The organism is Latilactobacillus sakei (assembly GCA_002953655.1).
GTDB lineage: Bacteria > Bacillota > Bacilli > Lactobacillales > Lactobacillaceae > Latilactobacillus > Latilactobacillus sakei_A.
Genome location: CP025839.1, coordinates 912,809 through 936,348, shown reverse-complemented (window position 1 = coordinate 936,348; position 23,540 = coordinate 912,809). Strand labels below are relative to the sequence as shown.

The 23,540-nt window shown below is 40.4% G+C and carries 17 protein-coding genes; 3 read left to right on the top strand and 14 right to left on the bottom strand.

Annotated elements, in window-relative coordinates:
• Positions 1–118: 118 nt before the first annotated feature.
• The 6 genes from C0213_04635 to C0213_04610 form a co-directional block, all read right to left on the bottom strand.
• Positions 119–3,028, bottom strand: coding sequence for a hypothetical protein (locus C0213_04635; GenBank protein AUX11720.1), 2,910 nt, complete (start codon positions 3,026–3,028; stop codon positions 119–121).
• A gap of 449 nt (positions 3,029–3,477) precedes the next feature.
• A complete protein-coding gene (locus tag C0213_04630; GenBank protein AUX11719.1) occupies positions 3,478–3,678 on the bottom strand; it encodes a cold-shock protein in 201 nt (66 codons plus the stop codon).
• A 106-nt stretch (positions 3,679–3,784) separates the two neighbouring features.
• Positions 3,785–4,825 (bottom strand): galactose-1-epimerase, encoded by a 1,041-nt coding sequence (locus tag C0213_04625; protein ID AUX11718.1) that lies wholly within the window; start codon positions 4,823–4,825, stop codon positions 3,785–3,787.
• 45 nt (positions 4,826–4,870) lie between these two features.
• Complete coding sequence (gene galT, locus C0213_04620) at positions 4,871–6,367, bottom strand: UDP-glucose--hexose-1-phosphate uridylyltransferase (GenBank protein ID AUX11717.1); 1,497 nt, start codon at positions 6,365–6,367, stop codon at positions 4,871–4,873.
• A gap of 10 nt (positions 6,368–6,377) precedes the next feature.
• Complete coding sequence (galE, locus tag C0213_04615) at positions 6,378–7,370, bottom strand: UDP-glucose 4-epimerase GalE (protein ID AUX11716.1); 993 nt, start codon at positions 7,368–7,370, stop codon at positions 6,378–6,380.
• A gap of 25 nt (positions 7,371–7,395) precedes the next feature.
• Positions 7,396–8,562 carry a galactokinase gene (locus tag C0213_04610; GenBank protein ID AUX11715.1) on the bottom strand — a complete coding sequence of 389 codons (1,167 nt, stop codon included), beginning with the start codon at positions 8,560–8,562 and terminating at the stop codon, positions 7,396–7,398.
• 138 nt (positions 8,563–8,700) lie between these two features.
• Between C0213_04610 and C0213_04605 the strand changes: the two genes are divergently transcribed.
• Positions 8,701–9,693 (top strand): LacI family transcriptional regulator, encoded by a 993-nt coding sequence (locus tag C0213_04605; protein AUX11714.1) that lies wholly within the window; start codon positions 8,701–8,703, stop codon positions 9,691–9,693.
• Positions 9,694–9,801: 108 nt separating this feature from the next.
• On the top strand, positions 9,802–10,656 hold the full coding sequence (locus C0213_04600) for a DNA-entry nuclease (GenBank protein AUX11713.1): 855 nt from the start codon (positions 9,802–9,804) through the stop codon (positions 10,654–10,656).
• A 125-nt stretch (positions 10,657–10,781) separates the two neighbouring features.
• On the opposite strand, the gene C0213_04595 is transcribed toward C0213_04600, so the two are convergent.
• The 8 genes from C0213_04595 to C0213_04560 all read right to left on the bottom strand — a co-directional run bounded on the left by C0213_04595 (position 10,782) and on the right by C0213_04560 (position 22,837).
• Positions 10,782–12,854 carry a DNA topoisomerase III gene (locus C0213_04595; GenBank protein AUX11712.1) on the bottom strand — a complete coding sequence of 691 codons (2,073 nt, stop codon included), beginning with the start codon at positions 12,852–12,854 and terminating at the stop codon, positions 10,782–10,784.
• 126 nt (positions 12,855–12,980) lie between these two features.
• A complete protein-coding gene (locus C0213_04590; GenBank protein ID AUX11711.1) occupies positions 12,981–14,183 on the bottom strand; it encodes a glycoside hydrolase family 28 in 1,203 nt (400 codons plus the stop codon).
• Positions 14,184–14,197: 14 nt separating this feature from the next.
• Entirely contained in the window at positions 14,198–16,294 is a 2,097-nt protein-coding gene (locus C0213_04585; GenBank protein ID AUX11710.1) for an alpha-galactosidase, read from the bottom strand.
• The gene (gene rpoN, locus C0213_04580) at positions 16,291–17,583 is read right to left on the bottom strand and encodes an RNA polymerase sigma-54 factor (GenBank protein AUX11709.1); all 1,293 of its coding nucleotides are present in this window, start codon (positions 17,581–17,583) and stop codon (positions 16,291–16,293) included. Before rpoN ends, C0213_04585 begins: the two co-directional genes overlap by 4 nt.
• Complete coding sequence (locus C0213_04575; GenBank protein ID AUX11708.1) at positions 17,573–18,397, bottom strand: hypothetical protein; 825 nt, start codon at positions 18,395–18,397, stop codon at positions 17,573–17,575. The genes rpoN and C0213_04575 overlap by 11 nt, the downstream gene beginning before the upstream one ends.
• Before the next feature lie 15 nt (positions 18,398–18,412).
• Positions 18,413–19,528: a glycosyl hydrolase family 88 gene (locus C0213_04570; GenBank protein ID AUX11707.1), complete on the bottom strand. Its 1,116-nt coding sequence runs from the start codon at positions 19,526–19,528 to the stop codon at positions 18,413–18,415.
• 21 nt (positions 19,529–19,549) lie between these two features.
• A complete protein-coding gene (locus tag C0213_04565) occupies positions 19,550–19,954 on the bottom strand; it encodes a PTS mannose transporter subunit IIA (protein AUX11706.1) in 405 nt (134 codons plus the stop codon).
• A 141-nt stretch (positions 19,955–20,095) separates the two neighbouring features.
• A complete protein-coding gene (locus tag C0213_04560) occupies positions 20,096–22,837 on the bottom strand; it encodes a transcriptional regulator (protein ID AUX11705.1) in 2,742 nt (913 codons plus the stop codon).
• A 211-nt stretch (positions 22,838–23,048) separates the two neighbouring features.
• Here C0213_04560 and C0213_04555 point away from each other — a divergent pair, with 211 nt between their 5' ends.
• Positions 23,049–23,540 carry a PTS mannose/fructose/sorbose transporter subunit IIB gene (locus C0213_04555; GenBank protein ID AUX11704.1) on the top strand — a complete coding sequence of 164 codons (492 nt, stop codon included), beginning with the start codon at positions 23,049–23,051 and terminating at the stop codon, positions 23,538–23,540.

The window sequence follows — 23,540 nt, the reverse complement described above, 5'->3', positions numbered from 1 at the left end:
GGTTTCCAGCAACCCCAGCTCTCTGATATAGCGGCTTAGTCTCTACTCATTACGCGGTCATTGATATTTAACTATGATTATACGTTAATCGATTTTCACGCTAATGTCAATCTAATTATTAAGGTGCTACAGTTAAATTCCATTGTAACTTAGTATTATAATGTGTTGCATAACGTTTAGTTGTCGCCGGCACATGTAAGCCAATACTATAATCGGCAGACTGCTCATCACCAAATTGATAACGATATACAGAATACCCTGGATGATCATAAGTTAAATTACTTTGATTATCACTTGAATTTTCTAAGAAGTGACCACGCTTATTTTGTACTATTAAACGCCGTGGTGTACCATTAGGATCCAAATTAAAATGATCTAGTGCATCAATTTTACTTTCTTCGCCAGTCTGACCATCAGCATGAATAGTCGTTAATTTAGCATTATTAAACTGTAACCTGGCACCATTTAAAATAACTTTTTGAGCTGTTTCAGAGGTAATTTGCCCTTGTTTATCACGTAAAACATATTGGCCTTCAAATTGGTGTTGTTGCTTGACGTCTAAAGACCAGTTCCTAATCCCCCAATAATCTGAGATTTCAATATGATACGGATTTTTCTGATAGCCTGAACGCGGTATCGCCGTTGGTGCTGGCAAATAAAAGGTCCGTTCATTTTGGGTATCACTTAACATCCCAAAATCCATCTTTATTGGTAATGCTGTAATTGCCAGTCGTTGTTTTTCATAGCGGATAGTATAGGTTATTTCGCCAGCTTGAATTTCTGGATCAATATCCTTAGCCGCGCTAAATGTCGCTGTTGTTAAATCATCAGCATCAGTTAAATCAACTGGTGTATAGCCATCAATATAAGCCGGACGAATCTTATTGGGGTCTTGTCCATCGCTTATATCGGCTGGCGTTAATTCTGAGACATGCTTACCAATTGTCCCCGAAGCAGTTACCTGTTTCGCACCAATTGGTTCACCGGTTTGTCGATCAATATACTTAAACATCACTTTACCAACTTTAGGCGCAACTATTTTAGCAGATGCTTCTGACGTCAATGCATCCAAATCACCATTTGCTGTTTTTCCTGAAAATTCAACTTTATTTTTGATAACCGTGTCTTCGGGAAGTCCTTCATTTACCTGAGCTTGATACGTGAGCGTGGTTGTCTGTCCAGGCAGCATTGATTTTAACTGAATCGCACCTATATTTGGTATTGGTTCAGGTGCATCATCTGAACTATATTGAATTTTTGCTGAATTGGAGACTAAGGTTAACCCCTTCGGTAGGGTATCTTTTAGGGTCCCACTCGTCAGTGTCGCACTTTTATTATCAAGTCTAAGTTCAATCTTATAGTCTAAAATGGCCTTAGCATAAGTCTCAATAGCATTCTTATAAACTGCGTTGGGGTTAGTAGTTGTTCGAACTGTTTTATCTAACGTTACTGATGACAGCTCAACAGGAATATCTTCTGTTGCAGTTGCTTCATGGTTGTCGCCTTGGGCCACAAAACTAGGCTTAATGATTGAACCAGAGGCAGAGCGGTTAATAGTTGCATTATATATTAACTTTCCCCATTGACCATCTGTTAAGTCATTGGGTAATTTAATTGTTAGAAGACGTGTCTTTTCATCATAACTTGTTTCTGCTGGTTTTACTTTTGTCCCATCGTTTAGTTCAATTTGAACGTCACTAGTGTCGATATCAAGATCAACCGGTACCGTATGCGTAATCGTTACATCTTTCCATGTACTCTTAAAGCCCAGATTATGAGCCGCTAAAGTTAAGGTTAATTGGTTCCCAACATAATTTTTACCATTCTTGCTAGTATTATTCTGATAGTCTAATGTTGCATCTGGCACAACTACACTAGCAGGTGTCATCCCGATATCAGTTCGATAATGTTTAACTACTCCCGGTTGAAAGTTCTCCCACTGCCATTTATTACTATACGCACCCAATCCAACACCATCACCACCACTAGGCGTCAACTTAGTACCCTCTGCTAAATGCTTAGATTCAAGCCCCACACTGTTGATTGATAGTCCAGAATAGCCATTGTAGCCATAGGTAGAGCGCGCATCGCCATCCTCGCCTTGATTAAATGAATAAACAGGTAATGAATAGTAGGTTGGTCCATGCGGTACTTTCATATTCATAAATAATTTATATTTTTCTTCTTGCATATACAACCCTGCATTATTCCCTTGTGCATAGTGGTGAACATACTGATTATCATCTAATTTCAAATACTTAGCGAAGAAAACAGCCGCGTCATGTGGCTGACTATCGGAATTAGTGATATACATTTCTTGTTGTATAACCGCACGACCGATCATCGGTCTGAGAACAAATTCTACTTGGTAATGCTGTTCGGGAACCTCCCAGTTCGAAATGGCTGTCATTCCAACTGCTTTCAATACTTTTTGACCCGTTTGATCATATCCTCGATAGAATTTGTAATCCGGCATATTAAATGCTAACGAAGTATCCTTTAAAGTAGGGAGCGCTAAAAATTTTTTATTAATAATCAATGCGTAGTCGTATGACGAACGCTGACCACCTTGATGATTCATAAATGCACCAATTACTTTACCATTGTCGTCTATATAAATATTATACTTAGGTGCCATATAATCAACTATTTTACCCCCTATTCGTTGGGAAACAGAACCATCTGAATTAGCAAAGGTATACTTCAAACTTTGATTCACCCCAACTGAAAGTGATCCCACTTCTGTTTGTGCCACTGGTTCCCAATTATCAATACCATCATCAATGGGGGTTAACTCTGAATCACGAATGCTCGATTCATTTGTTTTTAATTTAGATTTTTTGACTTTATCAACTGACTCCAAACCACTTGTTCTATTAGAAATCTTCTTCTCAATATTACTAGTTGTACTCAACGAAACTGATTCTTTATTTACTTCTTGCTTGGCCTCGACCCGTAATGAACTAGTTCTTGTTAATGAAATAACTATCCCGAAAACAAACAATAAGGTTATCCATAATTTCTTCACACTGCTACACTCCCACTAATCAAATATCCACTAATTAAATAACAACATTATTTTAACGTGGTTAATAATTGTCGATATTTCGCATATTAGTTTACCGCTTTTGTCAGACCTTAAACAAGCCCATCATAAATATTCTAATAATACAAAGAAATACATGACATTAACTTTTCGTCTCTTTTTTATCGCGTTAGCACTAGCGGTGTTATTTCACAAATAATTTAATTATTCATCCGTCCTTAATCATTGCCAAGTTAACCTAAGAAATGAATAGCAGTCCGACAATTATTCACTTTCACAGCTAAGTTGTGAAGATGTTAGCAATCGTATTTCAGGTGATTTTTATCATCTAATTTTAATTGTTATCCCATTTTTATAGCTTGAAAATACTAAAAAAGCCCTAAATCTAGTCGATTTAGGGCCTTCTTTAGTATCATTAATCTTTTTTAAGATTATAGTTTTTTAACGTTAGCAGCTTGTGCGCCACGTGTACCTTCAACGATGTCGAATTCTACGGCTTGGCCTTCTTCTAATGATTTGAAGCCTTCGTCTTGGATAGCACTGAAATGTACGAAGATATCGTCTTGGCCTTCAACTGAGATAAAGCCAAAACCTTTTTCATTGTTAAACCATTTTACTGTTCCTTTTTCCATGATGTTACTCCTTTAAAATACACTATATTATCTAGCCAACCGTATTGGTCTTCTAAACAAGTTCATTATACGTGATTTTGTAACCGCATGCAATCAGAAACTCTGATTAATTTAACTTGTAACATGTTTGCCGATGGTACTGTTCGTTGGCCTTTAAAATAACATTCCCAAAGTCCGCATGATGAATCGCATCTGGCATCATTTGGGCTTCAATCGCGACCGCTTCGTGCGGCTGAATCGCCTTATCCGTCAGATTTGGTTCGCTCCCGAAACCGTTGGCAGTGTAGATGACAATCGCATTACCTTCCGTATTAATCGTTAGTGAGCGACCACTAATTGGTTCAGTTAAAACCGCATCATTTCGATCCGCATTTTTATTTAATAAGAAGGGATGATCGTAGCCATTTACCAAGCGATTTTGTGTTTCTTGGCTGGCAAAAGCCTCCGCGATTGCACGTGGTTGCCGTAAATCAAAAACAGTTTGATCAACTGGCAATAATTGACCAGTTGGTAGTCCATCTGGTTGAATTTCGCCGAAACGATCGCTGTCAATTTGCAATTGATGACCGTCGACCAATTGATCGAAATCCCCGGTTAGGTTTAAGTAAACGTGACAAGTAGGATTGAAAAGCGTTGTTTGATCGGATGTTGCTTGGTAATCAACCAACCATTCATTCTTTTCATTCAACGTGTAAGTCGTCGCAACTGACAAGTTCCCTGGGAAGCCATTAGCACCGTCAGGACTGGTTAATTTAAAAGTAACACTAATTGCGTCGGCTTGTTCTTCAACACTTGCTTGCCAAACTTGAGACTCAAAACTATTAGGGCCACCATGATTGGTGTTTTCGCCATTATTAAGTGGCAATTGATAATCGTGGCCGTCTAATGTGAAGGCCCCTTTACCAATTCGACCAGCTACTCGGCCAACCGTGGCACCAAAGTAAGCTTCTTGTTTAAGATAATCCGCTAAATTATCGTAACCGATCACTACATTTTTAAATTGTCCTGCTTTATCGGGCATCACTAAATTCGTGATGGTTGCCCCATAATCGATAACTGCTAGTTGATAGCCCTGACTATTTTCTAACCAATGTTGCCAAACAGTCTGACCATTAATCGTCCCAAATTCCTGACGCCAATATTTCATGACTTGACCTCCAATTGATTTTTAAACGGTTGTGAGCAACACTTTTTAGCCGTTGTTGACACACTCTGTAAATTTGATAAATGCTGCTTGTCCTTTTGCATCACGCTTGAAGACACCCGCATCTTCTAAAACACGCATGAAGACTTTACCGACTTCATTTTGAACCAATGCCGTAACATTGGCTGGTGTAATTGCTGAATGTTCCGCCTTGATTTGGTCGGCCCATGTTTTATGATAAGCGGCCATTTCATTTGGTTGATCACAGAGGCATTTTTCAACTTCTGCCATTTCAGACTTCAAACGTGGTGGTAAAATCGCCAAGCCCATGACTTCGATTAAACCAATATTTTCTTTTTTAATATGTTGGACATCTGCGTGTGGATGATAAATACCATCTGGATGTTCTGGCGATGTTTGATTATCACGTAAGACCAAATCAATTTCATATTGATCCCCGCGCATTCTCGCAATCGGTGTAATCGTGTGGTGCGGTGTCCCATCTGCTTCTTGTGCTAAGACTTGGACTTCTGGATCACTGTAGTGTTGCCACTTAGTCAAAATGTCAGCAGCAAGTGTTTCAATGCGTTTAGCATCGCTACCCGTCAAACGAATAACCGACATTGGCCATTCAACAATTCCGGCTTGAATATCATCATAACCCGCAAATTGAAGTGGTGTGCTGATTGGCGCTTTAGCCATTGGAAAATCATGTCGGCCACCTTGATAATGTTCATGCGTTAAAATTGAACCCCCTACGATTGGTAAATCAGCGTTACTCCCGGCAAAGTAGCCCGGGAACTGTTTAACAATTTGTAGTAGGTTTTTAAACGTGGTTTGATCAATCACCATTGGTTCGTGTTTGCCATCCAAGAAGATTGAATGTTCATTGAAATAAGCATAGGGCGAATATTGGAAGCCCCATGTTTGTTGGCCTAAATCAAAGCGCACAATGCGATGATTACGCCGCGCTGGGAAATCCAACCGACCCGCATACCCTTCATTTTCTAAACAAAGTTGGCATTTAGGATAACCCGTTTGTTTCATCGTTTTAGCTAACGCAATTTGTTTAGGATCTTTTTCGGGTTTTGAAAGGTTAATCGTAATTTCTAAATCGCCATATTTAGTAGGTACATCATAAGCGATATTCTTCGCGATTGCGGCGACCTTGATATAATCGTTGGCTTGGCTTAATTCGTAGAAATAAGCCAACGCCTTTTCGGGGTCCTTTTCGTATAACGTCCAAAAACGCTTGTTAACGGCACTTGGCAATGGTGTCACCAAATCCATCAACTTAGCGCCCAAAATATCGCGTTCAGCCGCTAAATCTTGAATCCGCTGATGGTCAACTGCCAATTGAACCAACGCTTCTTTCAAGTCAATCAAAGTGGTTGTCTCTTGAGCAACAACTGGTGTCTCATCACCTTCGCCAACTAAATCGAGGACAACGTTAAATAAATATTGTTCATCTTCAGCCGTATAAGTTGTTTCTGGAAAAGTGCTGACTTTTGTAATAAACTTTTGAATCAATTCTCTTGCTTGCATATTCTTTCCTCTACCGATCTGCATAACCATTAGGATGGTTTAAGTGCCAATTCCATGCGGTTTCAATAATTGCTTCCATATTGTCATATTTAGGAGCCCAGCCAAGCGTTTCACGCGCTTTGTCACTTGCGGCAATCAAGGTACTTGGATCACCAGCCCGACGCGGTGCCATCGTCACAGGAATTGCCTTGCCAGTCACTTTACGAGTAGCTTCGACAATTTCCATATTTGAAAAGCCAGTTGATGAACCTAAGTTAAAGGCGTTGCTATCATGGCCGTCTTTGAGATATTCAAAGGCCAAGATGTGCGCATCCGCTAAATCTAAAACGTGCACGTAATCACGGACGTTGGTACCATCTGGTGTATCGTAGTCGTCACCAAAGATTGATAATTGATCACGTTTGCCAGCAGCGACTTGTAATACGATTGGTAACAAGTGTGTTTCTGGGTGATGATCTTCACCAATTGAACCATCTGGTTTGGCACCGACCACGTTGAAGTAGCGCAAGGCGACAAACTTGATGCCGTAAGCTTTATCGGCCCACTTCATCATCGTTTCCATCATCAACTTACTTTCACCATAAGGATTAGTTGGGACTTGGGGGTCGGATTCCTTAATTGGAATTGCCTTAGGTTCCCCATAAGTCGCCGCCGTTGATGAAAAGACGATCCGTTTAACGTCGAATTCGTTCATCACTTCAAGTAGCGCCGTCATCCCATAAGTATTGTTGTCAAAATATTTTAAGGGCGCTTGCATTGATTCTGGCACGATTGAAAAAGCCGCAAAGTGAATGACACCACTAACGTCTTCTTGTTGGAAAACATTGCGCATAAATTCTCGATCGCGCACGTCACCTTTATAAAAACGGGCATTAGCGTTAATCGCCGCCTTGTGGCCCGTGACTAAATTATCGACAACTGCAACGTCATAACCGCGTTCAATTAATTGATCAACTGTATGGGAACCGATATAACCGGCACCGCCTAATACTAGAATTGACATATTGAAACCCCTCCTAATTTAATGATTAACCTAACTTCTTAGCACCGTCAGCGATTTCTGCGACATAGAAGCTTGGCGCATAACCAATTTTATCGGTATAAGCCTTCGCAACATTTTCTTCAAAGTTTTCAACTTGGTCTTTTGCAACAATCGCAATGGCACAACCGCCAAAGCCGGCACCAGTCATCCGAGCACCTAAGACGCCAGGTTGTTGCCAAGCTGATTGAACCAAGGTATCTAATTCAATCCCAGTAACTTCATAATCAAATTGTAATGACACGTGTGAGGCATTCACTAACTTGCCGAAGCGTTCAAGGTCGTTGTTCTTGAGGGCTTCTCTCGCCTTCATTGTCCGTTGGTTTTCAGATACAGCGTGACGAGCACGTTTTAATAAGTTTTCGTCTTGTAACATGTATGTTTGTAAATCAAATGTTTCGTTATCTAAATCACCTAATGATTGGATATCATTTTTAGTCTGTAAAATCGCTAAGGCTTTTTCACATTCACTACGACGTTCGTTATATTTAGAATCAGCTAATTCACGACGTTTGTTAGTGTTCATGATGATGATCACGTTGTCTTGTAAGTCGATTGGGACCAAATCATAATCCAAGGTGTTGGTATCAAGTAAAATGGCGTGGTTAGCCTTGCTCATCCCAACTGCGAATTGATCCATGATACCTGAGTTAACACCGATAAATTTATTTTCAACCATCATCCCTGTTTTAACAAGGTCGACACGATCGATATCTAAGTTAAATTGGTCTTCTAAAATAACACCCATTAATAATTCGATGGAAGCTGATGATGATAAACCAGCACCATTGGGAATATTACCTTTTAAATAAATATCCAAACCATGATCGATTGTATAACCTTGTTCTTGTAAGTAAACAATCATGCCTTTAGGATAGTTGGCCCAGTTGTGTGCTTTTTGATATGATAAATCGCTAAGGTCAAATGAAATGACACCAGCATCTTCGAAGTTGCCTGATAAAAGATTGATTGTTTGATCTTCACGTTTAGCAACGACTGCGTATGTCCCTAATGTGATTGCTGTTGGGAAAACGTGGCCGCCGTTATAATCTGTATGTTCACCAATTAAGTTGATCCGACCAGGGGCAAAGTAACTTGCTTCAGGTTCCTTGTTGTAGGCTGCTTTAAATGCGGTATTCAATTCTGTCATGTTCATGGTAAATTCCTCCTTTATTAATCGCTTTCATTTTACTAAACATTTACTAAAAAATCAAACTATTTTTTTAACGCGCGCATTATTTTCAGGTAGTATGCTAAACTAGATAGTAGTAAACACTGAATTGAGAGGTGCACCTTGGCAACTATTAAAGATATCGCACAATTAGCTAAAGTTTCAAACGCAACTGTCTCCCGGGTTTTAAATTACGATCAATCCCTTTCTGTAAGTGATGAAACCCGCCAACGCATTTTTGAAGCCGCTGAAAGCCTTAGCTACACTAAGAACACTAAAAAAAATAATAACCATCGGGGCCGCATCGCGATTGTCGAATGGTATACCGCTACAGAAGAATTGGAAGACCTCTACTACTTATCAATTCGCCTGGGCGTTGAAAAGAAGCTGCAAGAACTCGGTTTTGAAGTCACTCGTTTTTTTCAAAACGATCCTTTCGATACCCTTTATGATGCTGCGGGTGTCATTGTCATCGGTAAATACAGCTTGGGTCAGATTACCCGTTTAAAGAAATTAAACCGCAATCTCGTCTTTGTTGATATGAATACCTTAGACTACGAGATTAGTTGTGTCATGACCGATTTCAAAACACCGGTCAAAGCAGTTGTCGATCATTTTATGGCGAGTGGTTTAACCAAAATCGGGATGTTAACGGGCCAAGAAAGCACGTCCGACAATGTTAAATTGGACACTGACCCCCGCTCAACCCACTTCAAACATTATCTTAAAAAACAAAACAACTTCCATCCCGAATGGCTACTTACCGGCGATTTCACACCGGAATCTGGTTACCAGCTCATTACCCAGTTACTTCATGAACAGGCTGATAACTTACCAGAAGCACTCTTCATCGCTAACGACGCCATGGCAGTTGGCGCATTGCGCGCCCTTCACGAAGCAGCCATCAAAGTACCTGAGCAACTCAGTTTGATTAGCTTTAATGACACGTCAATCTGCCAATACACGTTCCCAACACTCAGCTCGGTTAAGGTCTACACCGAACAAATGGGCCAATCAGCAGCTGAATTATTAATTAAGCAACTCGACGCAGAACAAGTCATTCCACAAGTCATTACGATTGGGACCTCACTGACATTGCGTAACAGTTCAAAATAACGCGTATGGGGCTGGGACAAAATAAATTTTGTCCTGGCCTTTTTTTATCATTCCTAGTTCCAATCCACGGTATAATAGTAAAATCAGATAATGTTAGGAGTCACTATTTTGAAAACGAAAAAAATGCGTCGGCTACTATTAACCGTCGCCATCCTTGCGATTGGTTATTTGGGTGGTCGCAATAATATCCTGCAAGATATCACCCAGAAAATCCCCGCGGTTACACAGTCCACCACGCAACAGGCACAAGTCAGTCCTGATTATCAGGCAATTGCTAACCGCGACTTTGAAAATGGCAGCGCTGCTTATCTTGTCATCAACAACGACAAAAGCCAGTTGACTAGTGCCGATTGGACCAGTGAAAAAATCGATTACGGTCAACTGGATCAACTTAATCGAACGACTTCAGCCACAGCTTACCTTTCTTCCCGCAACCTCGGAAAATCTGAAGGACGTTCACGCCAAGTTTGGCATCCAACTGGTTGGCATAATCAACCACTGGTCGTCAACGGTCGCCGCATCACGCCTCAAAACCGTGGTCACCTGATTGCTTACACCATTAGTTTTAATTTTGATCAAAATGGTCACTTTCAACCGGGCCAACCAGGTAGTTTAGATAATCCGCTAAATCTGGCGACTCAGACCGAATATAGTAATCAAAAGACGATGCAGATTTTTGAAGAAAAGGTTCGCAACGCACTGGCCGCTAATAAAAAAGTAATCTATAAAGTGACAACCGTCTTTCGTGGTAATGAATTAATGCCCCGTGGTTACTGGGTCCAAGCCATCTCAACAGATGGCACCCTTAATTTCAACGATTATGTCTGGAACGTCGAACCCGGTGTCGCCTTTGACTACGCAACCGGTCGGTCTCACTTAGATGCCAACGTTCAAGTAAAAGATAATCATCCGATTGTAAAAGGGACAGAAAATACCGTCAATAATATCAAAAATCGATTCTAAAAAAGAAGCAGCCACGGTTAGGTTTTCTAACGGGGACTGCTTCTTTTTATAAATTGAAATAATACTAATTTATATACGAGTTATGTTTATATTCAAATATTAACCGCATACTTTTTTTGAATCCGTTATTTCTCCATTGCCTTGCGCAATGCTGCTGCTAGTGGACTTTCGGCTGGTTCTTCTTCTTGGTTCACTTTTTGAATTAAGCGGCGTTCTTCATGTTTTGAAATTTTCTTCTTACGATCTTTTTTATCGAGCATTTTTTCCGTCGTCCCATCGTTCAAGCAGCGGAAATAAGCGCCGGCTTGGCCTTCAATGATGACCATTTTCTTATGACATTGTGGGCACCGATGGTTGGAAACTTTGGGATCCTTACGACGCCGATAATGACAGTTTGTGCAGACGTAAACCTTGCCGTCACGCGTATTACGCTCCTTCAACGGATGGTCACATTCTGGACATTTCTTGTTGGTAATCGCGAAATCGTGATATTCAGTTTCACTCTTTTTAATCTCAGAAACCAAGGTCTTAGTGGCCGCTTCGATTTCAGTGATGAACGCTTTTTGATTTTCTTGACCACGCGCAATCGCCTCTAATGAGTTTTCCCATTTACCGGTCAATTCTGGTGAGACTAATGTTTTATTAACCAATTTCAACAGTTGTTGCCCCTTAGGTGTCACTGCTAAGGAATGACCCCGGCGTTCTAAGAGTTCACTGCGCACTAATTTTTCGATAATTTCGGCCCGCGTTGCTGGTGTCCCCAAGCCATAGTGTTCCATCTTACCTAATAAGGTCCCTTCAGTTAAGGGTTTCGGTGCAGATGTTAATTGTTCCTTAATTGAAAATTCGGCAGGCACCACTGCGCCTTCTTGCCAATCAACACTTGTAGTTGGAGTCTCTTTGGAATCCGCATGCCAACCTTGTTGAACGACTTTAGTTTGTTTAAAGGTAAAGGTGTAATCCCCAAACTGAACAGTCGCTTTCGTAATGGCTGTGACATATTGATCCGCAAATAAGCCCATAAAACGTTCGACAATTAAGCGATACATCCGCAATTCATCGGTTGATAATTTTTCAGCTCTGACCGGTTCTTCGGTCGGAATTAAGGCGTAGTGATCAGTGACCTTTCGATCGTTGAAAACAGCCGGTTGTTTCACCTTAGCGCCTTGCCCTAAGTATTGTTTGGCGCGCGGATCAAACTTCACTAAGGCCGATAAACGTTCCTTCAATGTGCCTTCAATATCTGTTGAAAGATATTTAGAATCCGTCCGCGGATAACTAACAACTTTATGAATTTCATATAATGATTGAATCAATGATAACGTCTTTTTAGCCGATAAGCCGTACATTGCATTAGCAACTTGTTGTAATTCCGTTAAATCATAAGGCAGTGGTGCAGCTTGTGATTTTTGACTCGTCTTGACATTAACCACTTTACCTTGTGCCTGTTTTAATTTAGCGACTAACGTTTCGGCTTGCGCACGGTCTTTTAAGCCCTGTGGTTTAGCCATTTGGAGCGTGGCTTGTTCTTGGCCAACTTTTAATTGAATTGTGTAATATTTTTCGGGTTTAAAACGACTAATTTGTTGTGCCGTTTCGTTCACAAAAGCCAATGTTGGTGTTTGGACCCGCCCTGCTGACAAATTATCTTCATATTTCGTCGTTAAGGCCCGCGTGACGTTCAAGCCAATCAACCAATCCGCATGGCCCCGCGCAAGCGCTGAAGCGTACAGGTTATCAAACTGCTTAGCTGGTTTCAGATTGGCAAAACCTTCTTTAATCGCCTTAGTCGTTTGTGATGAAATCCAAAGTCGTTCGACTGGCTTATCAAATTTAATCCATTCCAAAATATAACGGGCAACAGCTTCCCCTTCACGCCCAGAATCAGTCGCAATGACGGCCCCTGAAATGTCCTGACGATGCGCCAAATGACTGATAGCCTTTAATTGCCCACCCGTTTTAGGAAGTGGTTTGAGCCCAATGTGCTTAGGAATAATCGGTAAATCTTCCAAACGCCATTGTTGCCACTCTTTTTTAATATCTTCCGGTAATTGTAATGATAAAAGATGACCAAACGCCCATGTAATCACGTATTGATCGCCTTCAAAATAGGTTTTAGTTTTCTGATTAGTACCGAGAACCTTGGCGAGCTCTTTAGCAACGCTCGGTTTTTCAGTAATGACTAGTTTTTTACGCATTTAAATTCCTCTTAATGAATTGCTCAGATTAGTTACTGACTAATAGTATAACGCATATTGAAAGGGGAATGAAACATAAAAACAAGGGGGGCCAGACAAGAATTACTTTTGCCTAGCCTCCCTATTTTATTTAGTAACAATTAAATTGATTTGAGAATCAAGCGTTAGTTGTTGGCCGTTTGCTAACATTATTGTTGTTGGCCGTTTAAAAGTTACTTCGTTCAACTTAAGTGTAATTGGCGTTTTAAACGTTAAAAATGGTTGCTTACTATTAAAGTTAATTAATGTTTTTTCAAACGAGACCGTCAAATGCTGCCCGTTAATCGTTGAAGATTGGGTTAAGTGATTGATTGTCGTTCTTTTAAAATTAATCTGGTCCAATGGGCGATTTGTCTGCATAAAATTTCGATTACCAAAGTCGTAGACGATTAACTGACCAATATTATCAATTAAACAGTCTTGAAACGTTATATCTTGTTGAACAGGCGTCATCTGATCGACATCAATCGAATAATACTTAAATAACGCATGTGTATTATAAGTATCTTGCGATAAATGCGGATAACGCCCTGGTCCCTTAATTTGGCAATTATCAACTACTAATTGGTGTCCCCCTACTCGAAAAACATTACAAGCCGTATTTAATTGGCAATTAGTCACCTGTAATTGTCGAATATCATAGCCTGCAAAGCAATCATCACCCGTTTCCAAATGACAATTTTGGACTTTAATCGCTCGAGAATGATGCAAATTAAAGCCATCATGGCCTGCTTGAACTGTCACTCGCTCAATTAAAACCTGCTCACAACCATCCAAACAATGTGACCAATTAGCACTATTTTGCATCGTATAACCTATTAGTTGCAAATGTTTAACTTGTGACATGACAATTCCCATTGGCCCTCGAAATTGTTCTTCTCCGTTAGCATCGTAAGTATCACAGCCATCGATTACCGCACCTGGTTCACCAATAATACTGATATTTTCAGCCTGAAAAGCAGTGATTAAGCCATAAAAATAATAGGGTGGTAGGTGCCATTTAGTCTGATAATAGGCATCATTAGCGTACATTATGGTCGTCGGTACTTGAAAATCCTCGTAGTCTAGATAATTGGGACTTCCTATCAGCTGTGCACCCGCCTGCAAATAGAGCGTCATATCGGAATACAATCGTAGACTACCAATTAAAAAGCGGCCGGTGGGAACCGTTATTTGGCCACCACCTGCTTCGCGGCACGCCTCAATACAGGCTTGAATTGCAACGGTCTGGAGTTGGATCGTATCTGCTTGCGCGCCGAAATCGATAATGTTAAATTCTTGATTACGCATTTCTCACCCTCACTTTAGCGTCTCACTAAATAAATGGCACTCGCACAATAAGTCTTTTGACCAGTAAAAACGAGTCCGGTTGCTGTTTTTTGAACTTGAGTCATTTCACCATATTGGCTATCAATCTGCCATTTTTGCCAATCAATTTCTATTTTGAATGTTTGCCAGTCAGTCTTAAAATTATGAAACACCAATAATTGTTCATCTGTAGTTTTTCTAATTACGAGTTGGCTACCATCCGGCTCCCCATATGTTTGTGGCGCACGCCCATAAAATGTCGACTGTCCTTTTTTAAGGATTGTTTTCAATCGTTGATAAAATGCAATCCCGTCATCGACACTCTGCCATTGTGCTTGTGATAGATGCGTAACATCCCCTGAAAGACACATACGCCCGAGGAATGTCGCACTCATCACATATTGAATCTGTTGAATTGAATCAGCCTGATGTAACACGGCCCAGATTTGCGCCTGAACTGGCAACATATGCTGTTGCAAGGTAGCGGCAATCATCGGAATCGACCACGTTTCATGCGCATCGGAATAAGATGACATATCAGTTAGCGCCATCATAGATGGTTCTAAGCGGTGACCGCCAGAAGAGCAGTTTTCGATCACAATTCCTGGCACCATCGTTCTAATTTTCCGAATAAAGGCTTGTGTTGCTAGTATTTGTTTGCGTAACCCCTCACCTAAGGATTCATCATCACAACCAACACCGATATTTTCGTTATAATCGATTTTCAAATAGCCAATATCATTATCTTTCAATAACTGGATAACGTGTTGTCTGAGATAGTCTTGAACCCACGGATCCGTCATATCCCAAAAGCGACGTGTCCCAGCAGTCACTGGTAGGCCATCTTTTTTAACTAAATGATCCACCCAATTAAAAGCGGTACTATCCTTACCAACGACCTCAAATTCAAACCAAATACCGGGAATTAACCCAGCTTGGCGTACTTTTTTAGAAAGTGCTGCTAGGCCATTTGGAAATAGATTTTCACTAACCGTCCAGTCCCCCATTTTATTTTCCCAAGAACCCGCTTGATCAGCATACCAGCCTGCATCAATCACAAAATATTTAACCTGGTGTTGCTTAATAATCGCCAATTCTTGTTCTAAATCGGCTTGGCGCGGTGTGCCCCAAGATGTACAGAATTCATTAAACACAATCGGTAATTCAGTCGCATCGGAATTGGGATGTTGCACCAAACTCGCCTGCGTTAAAGTTGCTAATTGCTGATTAACTGCTTCTTGCGATCCCGTCCCGACTGTTACCCTAGCGACAGGGGTGGTAAAACTGGTACCTGGTAAAATTGATTTACGCCAGTGACCGTAATTATAATCTGCCAAACCACCGGTGATGATTAAATCATCTTGCTTCCGATAGGCTTCAATTTGCCAAGACGTTGGTATCGCAAGTTGAAAGGCCCAATAAACTTGATGCGCTTCATCAGCAACTCCCAAATATGGAAAGAAGCCTCTAACCGGCATCGAACCCACTTGACCAATCTTTTCAACACTGCCACCAGAGGGTTTCCAACTCGGTTCCAATTGGTAATCTTCAATATAGTGGCGCTCAAGCCGACCTTCCATCGCCCATTTACTTCTGAAGCGTGTTAAAGATAACGTTCTAGGCTGATTGGGCACTGAAAGCGGCGATAGTTGACTGATCGAAAAACTTGATAAATTTTCCAACCAGACGGCTGTAGCCGTTCGGTTTTCAAATCGTGACTGCATTTCTAAAACTGGATAGCCTTTATGCCACGTTAACAAGTGCGTCACTAAATTCCCTTTTGCATCTTGCATTTGGGTTGTAATGCTAATTTGTTGTTGATTTTCTTCAACGGATTGATCTAAGTAGGTTAAAGTTTGTGTCGTTTCACTGTTATGCATACTCCAACCGTTCGTAAAACCTTTGCTGGCAGTATCTCCAGCTAGGGCCACCTGGACTAGAGAGTCTACTGGCGTTTTTGCAATTTTTACTTCATGAGCACGGCTTTGGGGATAAATGACTAGTCCTACTGCACCACTCTTTTCACCAATTGAATATGCTGCAACGATTGAATCAAATGTATACTTTTTATACTGACGACTCTCTTTTATCATTTTTTCCTCCTCTTGGTTGCTGGGGGAATTGCTAATTCTTCCCGATATTTAGCAACAGTTCGTCTAGCAAGCTGCAGCCCTTGCGTCTTAAGTGCTTCACTGATTTTTTGATCACTCAACGGCTGCTGTGGCAACTCATTAGCAATCATTTGTTGAATAATTTTCTGCACTTGATCGACCGAACGCATCGTTTCACCTTGCTTAACTTTACTCCGCCGTGCAAAAAATGTTTTTAATTCAAACGTTCCCGTCGGCGTTTGTAGATATTTACCATTGACTGCACGACTAACAGTCGATTCACTTAATTGAAGTTCGTTTGCTATATCCCGAAGTAATAACGGCGCTAACGAAGTTGTCTGCTGTAAGAAAAATGCCTGTTGCTTGGCGATAATACAGCGACCAATTAAGCTAATCGTCTTTTTGCGGCGTTCCAAATTGTAGACCAATTTTTGATAATCGGATTCTTTTTCATTGATATAGCGCCGCACCTCTTGATCTGTTGATTGTTTTAAGGTTTGATAGGTTTCATTTGCGAATATCAATTCTGGATTCCCATATTTTGAAAAACTTAACGTCAAGTGCTTATCATCAATCTTCAAAATCAAGTCTGGCACAATTACTTGCGACCGTTGACTGGTATAAATTTGCCCTGGTGCGGCCGTTAGCTGCTGGATATATTGCTGGCAATCTATCACTTGTTTTGCGGTTAAGCCACACTGGGTTTGAATAGCCTGCCAATCATGTGCAACTAATGCTTCAAATTGGCTCGATAAAATCGTCACTGTTCCTACTGGTACGAATTGTTCAGCATGCTGTGCTTGTAACAGTAAACACTCTTGTAAAGAACTAGCCCCCACACCTGGTGGATCTAACCGCTGCAATAATGTTTTAGCATCTTGGAGCATAATGGGGTCAATTGCTAGCTCAGTTAATATCTCCGCATCACTTAATTGTAAATAGCCATTGGGATCTAGTTGTTCGACTAGATAAATTACTAAATCCCTAAGCGGTGTTTGCCGCATCGTTAGTTGAATTTGCTCTAGCAAGTATTCAAATAAAGAGCGTTGTTCATCTTTAATCTGATACGTTGCCGTATTTTGACTCGCAACGTATTGACCATATTTTTCTTGCACATCAAATAATGGATTTTCCAAACTACTCTCTTTGAGGTAACTTAGTAAATCGATCGTATCCAGCTGCAACATCATGATGGACTGTTGCATACTCTGCGACAATTTAAGTTGTTGTGATTGCTTTTCTGCTAATTGTTGTCCTTGTTTAAGCGCCATTTTGCTCACCCATTAACTGTTTAATACCATTACCGACACCCTCTGCATGCTGATTATCAATTATCAAATAACTGGCTTGTTTAACTTTTTGAACCGCATTACTCATTGCCACCCCATAACCAACCCCAGCTAACATTTCAATATCATTATCATAATCACCAAAACAAGCAATCTCGGTTAAATCAAGCGCCAGGTACTCGGCAATTTTCTTGATGCCTGTTAACTTGGTAACCCCCTTAGCGGTCATCTCCAAGTAATTACGATCTGACCAAACTTGATTGACAATTTGCTGTTGCTCTAGGGTCTTTAAACATGTGGTTAACGCTTCAGTATCGGTGGTTGTAAAAGCCGCTTTATAGATATTAAGACCTTGTTTTTCAATCGTTGCTAGCAATGCTTGCTCTGATTGAATCTGTACGATACTGGGATTACCATGAACAAATTCAGGAATTGCAATTTGAGAAGTAGTTGGTTGGTAATAAAATGAAACAGCGGCGCTATTAAAAAAGACCTGCACTTGATTTTGTAAGCCAATCCCCAATATTTGGCGAATCGTTGTAATTGATAAAGGCGCCTCATAGAGGACTTCATCAGCTGGTCCTAATACATAACTACCATTTAAGCAGACTTTATAGCCACTAACGTTCAAATCCTTAAAAACGGCTTGGATAGAGTCCGCCTTTCGCCCCGAAGTAATTGCAAATACAACTTGCTGTTGTGCCAATCCCTGAATTGTTTGGCGATTAATAGTTGAAATCTGATTCTGACGATTTAATAATGTGCCATCTAAATCCGTTCCTACCATTTTTATCAAATACTTAGCTCCTTTTTACCAGATTAGAAAGTCCTGATTCAGCAAACGTAAAATAGCTTCAATAAAATAATAATCCGAATAGATGATTGGGGTTTGGACAGTTTCTTCCTCATGATAAGCTGGTGTCGCATCCAAAACAATGCCATCTGCCTCAGTACGCCAATCAACATGCTTTTCAACAATCGCCTTCAAGATATTAACGGCCGCCTCTTCATAAAGTGGTCGTTCATTTTCAGGTACATGCCGCGCAATTTCTAAGAACCCACAAGCAGCACACGTTGCCGCAGAAGTATCAACTTTCACTGGTGTTTGTGGCGCTCTAAAATCTGATACCGGAATGTAACCTGTTTTTTGAATATTAGCAATAAAGTAATTCGCGACTTTTTTAGCTGTATCAAGATATACCGCCTTGTGAGTATGCCGATAACTAAGCGCAAAACCATAAATGGCCCATGCTTGTCCGCGTGACCAAGAAGAGCCAACACCGTAACCTTGACCACCTAAGGTTTCTAGCAAGGTACCATCCTGTGGGTCAAAGACACCAATGTGTGCGACCGAACCGTCTGCTCGCACAATATTAGTCATTACTTTATCCGCATGATCTTCCGCAATAAAACCAAACCGCGGATCGTCTAGGGCTTCTTGCGCCCAGTACAATAACGGAATATTTAACATACTATCGATAATGACCCATCCTGCTCGATCGCGATTCCACGAACGAATAAATTGCCCGCGTGGATTATAGCGACCCGCTAACAACTCAGCGGCATGTAAGCCCCGTTGTAATGATTTTGGATTTTGTGTCAGGCGATAGTTTGCGACTGCAGTATGCAACCACATAAAGCCAACATCGTGATGTAAGCCCTTGAAGTTTAAAAAAGCTTGATCTAAGCGTTCTTCATTTTTTTGAGCCGTTTCTTTGTAAATTGGCTTACCTGTAGCGTGGTATAACTGCCATAAAATGCCTGACCAAAAGCCATTTGTCCACCAAGTAATGTCTTTAGCGCCCATATCAGTGTAATGCCCATCAACGGCCATATAGGGAATTTGGTCTCCTAAACGCTGAAGTTCTTGATCAACCTTTAATTCAATTTTACTGAGTATTTGTGTTGCCCATTGTTGCTTATCCATTAATTTCAACACTCCTTTAATTTAGAAAAAGTCTTCTTCTCGTTCTTGATTTGCTACCAATTGAATCTCGTGCATATTTTGCGAAGCACTTTCAATAACGTGTTGGATTTCCGCTTCAGTTTGTGGTGTAGCTAAAACGACTTCTAACACCAATGCTAGATTCATCCCACCAATTATCCTGACATTAGGGAGTGGTAACAAAGCCATTGCTGCGTTACACATACTACCTCCAACAATATCGGCCAAAATAATAATATTTTGTTCTGGTTGGATGGTTTGTTTAAAACTGTCAATTAATGCATCTGGTTGTTCTCCTGGCATCAGACCCAAACATTCTAAATTAGCTTGCGGGCCTGCGATCATTTCTACCGCACGTTTCATCCCTTCTGCTAACCGATTGTGTGATATCAAAATAATTCTGTTCATCGCTATTACCCCTTCATCTTTCACTTACACTTTTCTATAAGCAAGTTTCATGCCACTTTTGTGTCGAAGTAACGCCCCATAATGTTATAGCATCAAAAAAAGCTGCCGATAAAATGCTATTTATCCCAGCTTTTGTATTTCTTATTCACCTTCAAAAATAATATCGTATAAATAATTACGTTCACCATCTGAAACATTAATGCCATAGCTCGACTCAATCGTCCCCAGTGCTCTGGCAATCTGCTGGAGACCCTGAACACGTTCTGCTTCATTATCAGGATGATATTCCAGGGGCTTTTCATTCCGAATTAAACGTTCAATTAGTGCGCTAATGTGCACGTATAAAATAGCCTTCTGATTGTTAGATAATTTAATTTGTGAGCCTTCTTCAAGGCGGCCAATTAATTGGCTCACTGATTCAATCACTTTTTTGACATCTAAAATCGTGACTGCCGATAATAGACGCTCAATTGACATGTTTTGAATTAACTTATCATTAATTTGATCTAACACCGTCGAATCTTCGATCGTTGGAAAAATTTGGTGAACAATTTCCTTGTCTCCTGTCGATACCAATTTTTCTAATGAAATAAACGGCATTCCCGGAATTTGAGGATCACTTGTTCCGACAATCGAAACGACATCATATTGATTAAAGTACGGACTTTGATCTGCGTATTGCGTTAAATAGGCATAATCAACTGCCTCAATGCGATAATCGAGATTCTGAGGCATACTATTCTCTAAGAATTTTTGAATTTGTTTTGCTGAACCAACGCCAGTATGACAAGTCGTAATAATCATCGGGGCTTTTTTAACAATTGGGTAACTCAGTCGATACGTTGGCCGCAGTTTTTCTTGAACCTTGCGCCCAATTTCATCAATTGCGGTCCCACTACGAATTAATTCCCCCACATACAGCGCTTCTTGAGTTGAAACATTACTAATAACTAAAAGTGGTCCGTCGACAACTTCTTCTAGCGATTCCGGCAAGACCATTAAAGACCCCATATCCACTAGAATAACCAGTCCCTTTGAACAATCGTATTTCTTCAAATACTGGTCCATAAATTCCCGCACTTGATTGACTGAAATTGATAACGGCATATCAAACGCATCAAAAACCTTATAATCCAAAAATTGGTTGGCAACATCCGCGATACTACTAGCGGTTGAAAAACCATGCGCTAAGATAATCGCTGATTGGCCTGAGCGTTGATAATCAATTTCCAAGCTAATTAAATAACCCATCAGTAAAACTTGGCTAAACAAATCTAATTTAAAGTCCAGTTTTGTCTTAACTAAGTCTAAGAATGATTTCAACAACTGGGTCTCAATCCCCGCATTCTCTGAGATTAAACCTAACAGTCGTTCTAACAAGATCGTTTCCTTAGGCGTTATTTTAATTTCAAAATCATTCTTCCGGTAAATATAGTTAGCAATCGCAACAATCGCATTTCCCTTAATTTTAACGAAGAAAGATGACTCAAGATAATCAAATAACCCTTGAATCACGGCGGTCATATATTTTAAAGATTCATCTTGAAATTGCTGATCGCCATGCACAATACGATCGATTAGGGCAGCCGCTTCACGAGCCAGTTGTCGTTTGACATTCTCTAACGATAATGTGCGCTGTTGATATTGCTCAACTAAGCCTAATATTTTTTGTAAGCCATTTAATAGCAATGAATTTTCATCCTGCAATTGATCTTCAAAATCTGTCAGTTGACTTGTCGGACTGAAGTTAACGGCTTCTTTGACTACAACTTCTTGCTCTTTAGAAGCCATTAGATTTGTTAAAAAAGTATTGCCAATACTTTCTGAATTGATAACAATCGTCTCCGCAGTCTTCTCCTGACTGAAAACGCGCGCGCATAATAGTCGAATATTAGTCTTTAACTCACCAACGTTACTCTTATATTTTAAATTATAAAGCCGATTGATCACCCAGGCACTCACCGTGATAGGCCGCCCTAACCGTTCACTTTCTTGAATAAAGGCTTTGAAGATGTGTAATTTCAATTCCGTTTTAGAGCGATTATTTAAATCAGGCACCTTAACCGACACTGGAATACGCCGCATAAAGGTTTTTAGGAATGTTTCGTTTAAATCCTCAGTGGTCGCAAATATCAGGCGCACGTTTGCCCGCCGAGTCACATTATTTTCCCCCATCCGTTGAAAAGTACCCGTATCCATAAACGAAAAAAGTTTTTCTTGGCTTTCAGGATCTAAGCGGTGACATTCATCTAAAAACAAAACGCCTCCATCAGCCGATTCTAGTAACCCTTTAAAATCAGTTGTTGCCCCGGTAAAACTCCCTTTGGCATAACCAAAAAGATTGCTCGAAAGTAACTCCGGATTATGATAATACTGCGCACAATTGAGCGTCATAAAAGGAGCTTGTTCACTCAAAATTCCTTTTTCAACACAATAATCATAGGTTAGTTTGGCCAGATAACTCTTCCCCACACCGGTACTACCAGAAAAAATCATCGGTAGCCCGTTTGGTGGATAATTAATGGCTGTCGTAATATGTTCAATCCCGATGCGCATACTCTCTTGACTACCAATAAAAGATTGAAAGACGCTTTGTGTCGCACTCTGTTCAGCCGTTAAAGCGGCTAAGGTACTGTATATTAGCGTTTGCGGTTTAAAAAATAATTCCGTAAAAGTTTCTCGATCAAAAAAATTAGCCGGTCGCGATTTAACCTGAACCACCGCACCAGATTTTAATAATTCATTCAAATACTGACTAACCGTATTGCGGCTCAACTGGACTTGCGTCGCAATTTTTTCAGTTGTTATATTTTTAATATCTGCAATCGTCCGTAATGCTAACGTTTCTTTAACGACTTCATTTTTTACTTTATCTAGGCTCATCGACTCATTCCTTTTCTTCGACACAATTGTAACCGTTTTTATTTCTGTCGAATTTACTATACCACGCCGCGTTTAAATTGCAATCCCTGTGATAAAAAGCTGATTCATCCAGTCGACACAACTTGGCACGTTACTTGCTTATAGTAATTTGCAGGCTTACAACAAGCATGGCATCATTCACATTATTTATTTTATATTAGGAGGTTTTACAATGATTAGTATGATTAGAATTGACGATCGACTTATCCATGGACAGGTGGCGGTTAAATGGTCAAAGGAATTAGGAATTAGTCGCATTGTCGTTATCAGTGACAAAATTGCTACCAATGAAATTCAGATTAGCGCGCTTAAAATGGCAGCTCCTGCTGGCGTAAAAGCAGCTATCTTACCACTTGATAAAGCCATTAAGATCTTAAATGACCCACGTTCAGAAGCACTCAAAATATTAGTTGTTACCAACGATCCAAAATATGTTGCTGGACTAGTCCCACATCTCACTCAGAAACCACGTTTAAATATTGCTAACTATGGCCGAATCGGTGGTGTCCTAAGTGATAAGCGCAAAGTGACAGAAACCGTTTACCTATCAAAAACAGATGAACAAATTTTCCAAAAGATGTTCGCTGATGGCTATGATTTTACTTATCAACCGCTTCCCAGCGATCCTGAACAATCATTAAATCAATTACTAGGAGGCCATTAA

Bases quoted from the DNA above. Each gene is read 5' to 3' on its own strand.
- C0213_04610 (AUX11715.1), bottom strand. From the start codon at position 8,562: ATGAACATGACAGAATTGAATACCGCATTTAAAGCAGCCTACAACAAG.
- galT (AUX11717.1), bottom strand. From the start codon at position 6,367: ATGCAAGCAAGAGAATTGATTCAAAAGTTTATTACAAAAGTCAGCACT.
- C0213_04595 (AUX11712.1), bottom strand. From the start codon at position 12,854: ATGCGTAAAAAACTAGTCATTACTGAAAAACCGAGCGTTGCTAAAGAG.
- C0213_04560 (AUX11705.1), bottom strand. From the start codon at position 22,837: ATGAGCCTAGATAAAGTAAAAAATGAAGTCGTTAAAGAAACGTTAGCA.
- galE (AUX11716.1), bottom strand. From the start codon at position 7,370: ATGTCAATTCTAGTATTAGGCGGTGCCGGTTATATCGGTTCCCATACA.
- C0213_04590 (AUX11711.1), bottom strand. From the start codon at position 14,183: ATGCGTAATCAAGAATTTAACATTATCGATTTCGGCGCGCAAGCAGAT.
- C0213_04570 (AUX11707.1), bottom strand. From the start codon at position 19,528: ATGGATAAGCAACAATGGGCAACACAAATACTCAGTAAAATTGAATTA.
- C0213_04555 (AUX11704.1), top strand. From the start codon at position 23,049: ATGATTAGTATGATTAGAATTGACGATCGACTTATCCATGGACAGGTG.
- C0213_04625 (AUX11718.1), bottom strand. From the start codon at position 4,825: ATGAAATATTGGCGTCAGGAATTTGGGACGATTAATGGTCAGACTGTT.
- rpoN (AUX11709.1), bottom strand. From the start codon at position 17,583: ATGGCGCTTAAACAAGGACAACAATTAGCAGAAAAGCAATCACAACAA.
- C0213_04585 (AUX11710.1), bottom strand. From the start codon at position 16,294: ATGATAAAAGAGAGTCGTCAGTATAAAAAGTATACATTTGATTCAATC.
- C0213_04630 (AUX11719.1), bottom strand. From the start codon at position 3,678: ATGGAAAAAGGAACAGTAAAATGGTTTAACAATGAAAAAGGTTTTGGC.
- C0213_04565 (AUX11706.1), bottom strand. From the start codon at position 19,954: ATGAACAGAATTATTTTGATATCACACAATCGGTTAGCAGAAGGGATG.